The sequence below is a fragment of the Polaribacter sp. genome, from assembly GCF_039939415.1.
In the GTDB taxonomy this organism is placed as follows: Bacteria; Bacteroidota; Bacteroidia; order Flavobacteriales; family Flavobacteriaceae; genus Polaribacter.
Map to the genome: position 1 here is coordinate 85,144 of NZ_JBDVJE010000055.1, position 7,059 is coordinate 92,202.

At 29.1% G+C, this 7,059-nt stretch carries 7 protein-coding genes; all 7 read right to left on the minus strand.

The annotated features are described in order from the left end of the window. Positions 1-20: 20 nt before the first annotated feature. The 7 genes from ABJG40_RS09515 to thrS all read right to left on the minus strand — a co-directional run bounded on the left by ABJG40_RS09515 (position 21) and on the right by thrS (position 6,842). On the minus strand, positions 21-1,286 hold the full coding sequence (locus tag ABJG40_RS09515; RefSeq protein WP_348024356.1) for a glucose-1-phosphate adenylyltransferase: 1,266 nt from the start codon (positions 1,284-1,286) through the stop codon (positions 21-23). A gap of 3 nt (positions 1,287-1,289) precedes the next feature. After that, the gene (locus tag ABJG40_RS09520; protein ID WP_348024357.1) at positions 1,290-2,690 is read right to left on the minus strand and encodes a glycogen/starch synthase; all 1,401 of its coding nucleotides are present in this window, start codon (positions 2,688-2,690) and stop codon (positions 1,290-1,292) included. 139 nt (positions 2,691-2,829) lie between these two features. Beyond that, complete coding sequence (locus tag ABJG40_RS09525) at positions 2,830-3,411, minus strand: hypothetical protein (RefSeq protein ID WP_348024358.1); 582 nt, start codon at positions 3,409-3,411, stop codon at positions 2,830-2,832. 93 nt (positions 3,412-3,504) lie between these two features. Further along, the gene (gene rplT / locus ABJG40_RS09530; RefSeq protein WP_348024359.1) at positions 3,505-3,849 is read right to left on the minus strand and encodes a 50S ribosomal protein L20; all 345 of its coding nucleotides are present in this window, start codon (positions 3,847-3,849) and stop codon (positions 3,505-3,507) included. A gap of 94 nt (positions 3,850-3,943) precedes the next feature. Then, entirely contained in the window at positions 3,944-4,141 is a 198-nt protein-coding gene (gene rpmI / locus ABJG40_RS09535; RefSeq protein WP_249983077.1) for a 50S ribosomal protein L35, read from the minus strand. Between the two features lie 125 nt (positions 4,142-4,266). Beyond that, on the minus strand, positions 4,267-4,785 hold the full coding sequence (infC, locus tag ABJG40_RS09540) for a translation initiation factor IF-3 (RefSeq protein WP_348024361.1): 519 nt from the start codon (positions 4,783-4,785) through the stop codon (positions 4,267-4,269). 116 nt (positions 4,786-4,901) lie between these two features. Continuing rightward, positions 4,902-6,842, minus strand: a complete 1,941-nt coding sequence (gene thrS, locus ABJG40_RS09545; protein ID WP_348024360.1) for a threonine--tRNA ligase — start codon at positions 6,840-6,842, stop codon at positions 4,902-4,904. Between the last annotated feature and the right edge of the window lie 217 nt (positions 6,843-7,059).

The following is a 7,059-nucleotide window of genomic DNA, read 5'->3' on the forward strand; positions in this document are numbered from 1 at the left end:
TATATTTTTTAGAGTAAAAACTATTGAATTTTGGTTCCTTTTGGAATTGTAGCACCTTTTTTAATAACAACGATACCATCTTTTATTAAATAACTGTCTGTTTCTTTATCTTCTAAATGATTACCACCATTAATTATAACATCGTCTCCAATTCTACAGTTTTTGTCGAGAATACAACGGTTTATACTACACCTACTACCAATACCTAAAAGATTTTCAATATTTTTAGTTTCAATCTCTTTTAATGATTCATAACTATCATTACCCATCATATATGTGTTGGTAACTATAGTGTCTTTACCTATTCTAGATCTAACTCCTATTACACTTCCTTCAATTTTTTCAGCTTGAATAATACAACCATCAGCAATTACAGATTTGTTTACAATAGTGTTAGAAAATTTTGATGTTGGTAAAATTCTTGCTCTTGTATAAATTCTATTCTCATCATATAAATTAAACTCTGGAATATCATCAGTTAAACCTAAATTAGCTTCGTAGAAAGACTCTATTGTACCAATGTCTGTCCAATACCCTTCGTATTGATAACTTAAAGTTTTATGTTTGTGAATTGATTGAGGAATAATTTCTTTTCCGAAATCAATAGTATCTGGATTTTCCATTAATTTAACTAAGAGGTCTCTATTAAAAATATAGATTCCCATAGAAGCTAAATAATTTCTGCCTTCTTTTTTCATTTCATCACTAACATCAGAAGTCCAATCTGGTAATAACTCTTCTTCTGGTTTTTCAATAAAAGAGGTAATTATATTTTTAGAATCTGTTTTTAATAAACCAAATCCAGTAGCGTCTTTTGCATTTACCGGGTATGTTGCAATAGAAATTTCGGCATTACTTTCTTTATGTTTTTTAATCATTTCTTGAAAATCCATATTATAAAGTTGGTCTCCAGAAAGAATTAAAGCGTATTCAAAATCATTTGCCAAAAAGTGGTGCATACTTTGTCTTACAGCATCTGCAGTTCCTTGAAACCATTTATCACTTTTTATTGTTTGTTCAGCTGCTAAAACATCTACAAATGCATGACTAAAAAAACTAAAATGGTAGGTGTTTTTAATATGTTGGTTTAAAGAAGCAGAATTAAACTGAGTTAACACATACATTCTCTTGATACTTGAATTGATACAATTAGAAATTGGAATATCTACCAACCTATATTTTCCTGCAATAGGAACAGCTGGTTTTGACCTGTTAGCTGTTAAGGGATATAATCTAGAACCTTGACCACCTCCTAAGATAATTGAGAGTACACTATTGTCATTCATAAGTTATTTTTTTAAAGATTGATATAAGTTTATATACTCTTGGGCAGAATTATTCCAAGAATGATCTATTGACATTATTTTTTTTGAGTTTTCTAAATATGCCTTTTTATTTTCATAAAAATTAGAAGCTCTTGTAATTGCTTCGGTTACTTTCTCTACTGTTACTCCATTATGAGAAATACCAAAACCATTTTTATCTATATCAATTACAGTGTCTTTTAAGCCTCCTATTTCATTAACTACAGGAGTTGTTCCGTAACGTAAAGAATACATTTGGTTTAAACCACAAGGTTCTACCCGAGAAGGCATTAATAAGAAATCTGCCCCAGCATATATTATATGTGATAATTTTTCATCATACCCAATAAAAGAATTATAATTTTTTTCTTCTTGTAGCGCTTTTAGCTCTTCTTCAATATCTTTATTTCCAGAACCTAATAATAGAATAGAAATATCATTTTCTTCTAATGCTTTTTTAAATATTTCAGGAAATAAATCAGATCCTTTTTCCTCAACTAATCTTCCTATAAAAGCAAAAAGGGGTTTAGTTTCGTCTAAGTTAAATTCTTTACAAAGATATTTTTTGTTAGCTTTTTTACCTGCTATTACAGTTACTTTGTCATAGTTTTTAACAATGTAATTATCAGTTTCTGGATTCCACACATTCGAGTCAATTCCGTTTAAAACTCCAACACATTTATCGCTTTCATGTTCTAAAAGGCTTTCTAATCCATTTGCATTAAGTTTTAACTCTTCCATATAAGAAGGGGAAACAGTTGTAACTTTCCAAGCACATTTTATAGCTGCAGCTAATGGATTTATTGAACCTGCCCAATCTAATAAACCAACTTTTCTAAAATCAAATTCGGGAATTAAATATACTTTTCTATGTGAAAACCAACCTTGATATTGTGCATTGTGAATTGTAAATACTGTTGGTATGAATTTTAGGGATTCATATTTATAACATTGTGAAGCCATAAATGGAATTAACCCTGTATGATGATCATGCACATGAATAATATCTGGTTTAGTTTCAAATGATAAAATCCAATCTAAAACCGCAATTTGAAATACTAAAAAACGTTCTGTATCATTTGTAGAATATACATAATCTGTGAAAACAAATTCAGGAATATCTATACAATATAAATCAAAATTAAGTGTGTTTTTTTTAAGTCTTAAAACTTTAAATTTAAAAGGTTCTTTACCTAATTCTAATGTGCCTTCATGAACCTGATCAAAACTATTTTTTTTTGTGAAGGCATTATTGTAAAAAGGCATTACAACATTACTACTTGTATTTAATTTTTTTTGATATATAGGTAAAGCACCCACTACGTCTGCTAAACCGCCAACTTTAGCTATAGGGTAACACTCAGCACTAACATGTAATATGTCCAAAATATAATTTTTAATTTCGTTATTAAAATTACAAAAATTATATTTATTAATAAAGAGGATTTAAATTATTTCCACAAGTTTAATTAAAATGGATTATTGTTATGATATTAGTGGAATTTAATGATTAACAAGGTTTTTTTTATGTATTCCTTTGTTTGTTAATTTCATCTTGAAGCTGCCTTCTCAACTTTTGTTCTCTTTCTAATGATTTTTTTCGATGTTTGTCAAATTCGTGCTCTACATCAATTAAAACACTTTGTGCTTCTTTTGTTAAAATGTTACTTCTGTAAAATTTAAATATAAAATATGCTAAGGCTAAAAAAAGCACACTAATAATACTCCAAAGAGAAATATTATAAGTGGTTTTATTTAGTTGAAGACCTAAAAAAGAAATAGAGTCTTCACTTTTTAACACTTTTTCTAAAGCTAATTTAGTGTTATTGAGTAAAACTTTATTTTCTTCTATTTTATTTTTTTCTTTTAAAAGCTGATTGTTTTTAGTGATAATATTTTCTTTAGAAGACTTAATAGAGTCAAGAACATTTAGTTTTAATTGCTGAAAACGTTCTTTACTTATTACTTTGTATACTTGGTATGATGAAGAGGTTCTATAGATATTATCAAACTGGTTTTCTAAACTGTTTGAGCTTTCTGTAGTTTCTTGAGAATATGTAGAAAAAGAAATAGATAAAAGAAGTAAAGAAAAAAGGTGTAATTTCATTTTTAAGTTTTTTACAGAGGTTTTAGAACATAAAAGTAATAAAAAAACCCAAACAAAATGTTTGGGTTTTTAAATATAAGCAAGTATTATTATTTATTTTATTTTCTCTACAACTGCCTTAAAAGCTTCTGGGTTGTTTACAGCTAAATCAGCTAAAACCTTACGGTTTAATTCGATGTTATTAGCTTTTACTTTTCCCATAAACTGAGAGTAAGACATTCCGTTTAAACGGGCTGCAGCGTTAATACGTACAATCCATAATGAACGAAAGTTTCTCTTATTGTTTTTACGGTCACGATATGCATAAAGCATTCCTTTTTCAACCGCATTTTTTGCTACTGTATAAACGTTTTTTCTACGTCCGAAGTAACCTTTTGCTGCCTTCAAGATTTTTTTTCTTCTTTTTCTTGAGGCTACTGAATTTACTGATCTTGGCATAATTTCAATGTTTTTTGTAGTAGGCGATTCAATTAAGAATACTTTTTATATTTTGCCTAACTCCATGGTTAATAATTAAATTCCCTAGTTAAACTTATTTTAAGTTTAATTGTTGCTTAATGTTAGCCTCGTCAGATTTATGTACTAAACCATCATGAGTTAACTTTAATTTACGTTTTTTAGACTTCTTTGTTAAGATGTGACTTTTAAACGCGTGCTTTCTTTTTAATTTTCCAGTACCAGTAACTTTAAATCGTTTTTTGGCGCTAGATTTTGTTTTCATTTTAGGCATCTCTCCTTCGTTTTTAACTTGCTTAATATTGTTAGTTAAAAAGTAAGAAAGTTTATAAATTTTAAAAGTTGCATTCAATAACTACTTTTAAACTTTAAGAACTTTATACTTTAAAAACTTGTTTTTTATTTTACTTTTTTGGGAGCAATAAACATAATCATACGTTTACCTTCTAATTTTGGTAATTGCTCAACTTTACCATATTCTTCTAATTCTTGGGCTAATTTTAATAATAAAATTTGTCCTTGTTCTTTAAATATAATAGAACGTCCTTTAAAGAATACAAATGCTTTTAACTTAGCTCCATCTTGTAAGAACTTAATAGCATGCTTCTTTTTAAACTCATAATCATGCTCATCTGTTTGAGGTCCAAAACGAATTTCTTTAATAGTAACCTTAGTTGCCTTAGATTTTAAAGCTTTTTCACGTTTCTTTTGCTCATACAAGAATTTCTTGTAATCAATAATTTTACAAACTGGTGGTTTTGCTTTTGGTGAAATTTCTACCAAATCCAATTCTTGTTCTCTGGCCAATTCTCTAGCTTTAGCCAAAGGATATACACCAACTTCTACATTTTCGCCTACAAGACGAACTTCGTCAACATATCTTATTTTCTCATTAATTCTATGTTGATCTTCTTTGATTACTCTTAATGGTCTTCTTGACCTGCTTCTACGAATTGCTATGACTTATAAATTTTAAGTTTAACTTATTAGTTGTTTTCCAACCTTTTATTTTATCTGATGAAATTCAAAAATAATTAAAATTTCTTCAATGTTTTATTTTCTTCTGTTTTAATTAAAGAAATAAATTCTTCAATTGTAAATGTACCAATATCACCTTCTCCATGTTTTCTTACAGAAACTGTGCCATCTTGCTCTTCTTTCTCACCTACAATAACCATAAATGGTATTTTACTAACTTCTGCATCTCTAATCTTACGACCAGTTTTTTCACTTCGGTTGTCTACGAGGGCGCGAATTTCGGAATTTTCTAACGATTCTAAAACTTTTTCTGAATATTTTTGATATTTATCACTGATTGGCAATAAGATAACTTGATCTGGAGTTAGCCAAAGAGGGAAGTTTCCTCCTGTATGTTCTAGTAATACAGCAATAAAACGCTCCATAGAACCAAATGGAGCTCTATGAATCATTACAGGTCTGTGTAATTGATTGTCTGAACCTTTATAGGTTAAATCGAAACGTTTTGGTAAATTATAATCTACTTGTATTGTTCCAAGTTGCCAACTTCTTCCTAAAGCATCTTTTACCATAAAGTCTAATTTAGGTCCGTAAAAAGCAGCTTCACCTTCTTCAATAACAAAATCTAAACCTTTGTCAGTTGCTGCATTTATAATTGCTTGTTCTGCAATTTCCCAAGTTTTAGTATCTCCTATGTATTTATCTGGATTGCTTTTATCTCTAATAGAAACCTGAGCAGTAAAATCTTCAAAACCTAAAGATCCAAAAACATATAATACTAAATCAATAACATCTTTAAATTCTTGGTCTAATTGTTCTGGAGTACAGAAAATATGAGCATCATCTTGCGTAAAACCTCTAACACGAGTTAATCCATGTAATTCTCCACTTTGTTCATATCTATATACAGTACCAAATTCTGCAAAACGTTTTGGTAAATCTTTATAAGAGTATGGTTTAAAGTTAAATACTTCACAATGGTGAGGGCAGTTCATTGGTTTCAATAAAAACTCTTCATCCATTTTGGGTGTTTTTATTGGTTGAAAACTATCTTCACCATATTTAGCATAATGACCAGAGGTAACATATAGTTCTTTTTGACCAATATGTGGCGTCATTACTTCTTCGTAACCAGCTTTCTTTTGAGCTACTTTTAAGAAATCTTGTAAACGATTACGCAAAGCAGCTCCTTTAGGAAGCCATAAAGGCAAACCAGCTCCAACTTTTTGAGAGAAAGTAAAAAGTTCTAATTCTTTCCCAAGTTTTCTATGGTCACGTTTTTTAGCTTCTTCTAGTATTGCTAAATATTCAGTTAACATTTTTTGTTTTGGAAAGCTTATTCCATAAACACGAGTTAATTGATTATTTTTTTCGTCTCCACGCCAATAAGCTCCAGCAACACTCATTACTTTAATAGCTTTTATAATTCCTGTATTTGGGATGTGTCCTCCTCTACATAAATCAGTAAAATTACTATGATCGCAAAAAGTAATATCTCCATCTGTTAAGTTTTCAATTAACTCAACTTTATATTCATTGTTTTCTGCTTTATAAAAAGACAAAGCGTCTGCTTTAGAGACTGAACGTAAAGAAAATTGATGTTTTCCTCGAGCAATTTCTAGAAACTTTGTTTCTATTTGTTTAAAGTCTTTGTCAGAAATAACGTCATTACCTAAATCTATATCGTAATAAAAACCATTCTCAATTGCAGGACCAATAGTTAGTTTAGCTTTTGGATAAAAACTTAAGATAGCTTCTGCTAATACATGGGCAGAAGAATGCCAGAAAGCTTTTTTTCCGGGCTTATCATTGAATGTATATAAAATTAAAGAACCATCTGTGGTTAAAGGGGTTGTTGTCTCAACTGTTGTTTTGTTAAAGTTGGCTGATATTACGTTTCTAGCAAACCCTTCACTAATACTTTTTGCAACATCCATTGGAGTGCTATTTTTGGCAAACTCTTTAGTAGTTCCGTCAGGTAATGTAATTTTAATCATTTAATGTATAATATTTGTGGATGCAAAGATATTAGAAAACAATATTTCACACAATATATATATGTACTTATTAATTATTAATATTTTTCGAGTGTTCCCTTTTTTTATTGCAATTTTTTTTTGAATGTTTCATTGTGTATGTAGTTACAGAACCTGAAAGGGTTTTGTTTTTTTTAAAAAAAGGTCAGGCTTTCTGCGATATCTTTTTATTTATCTT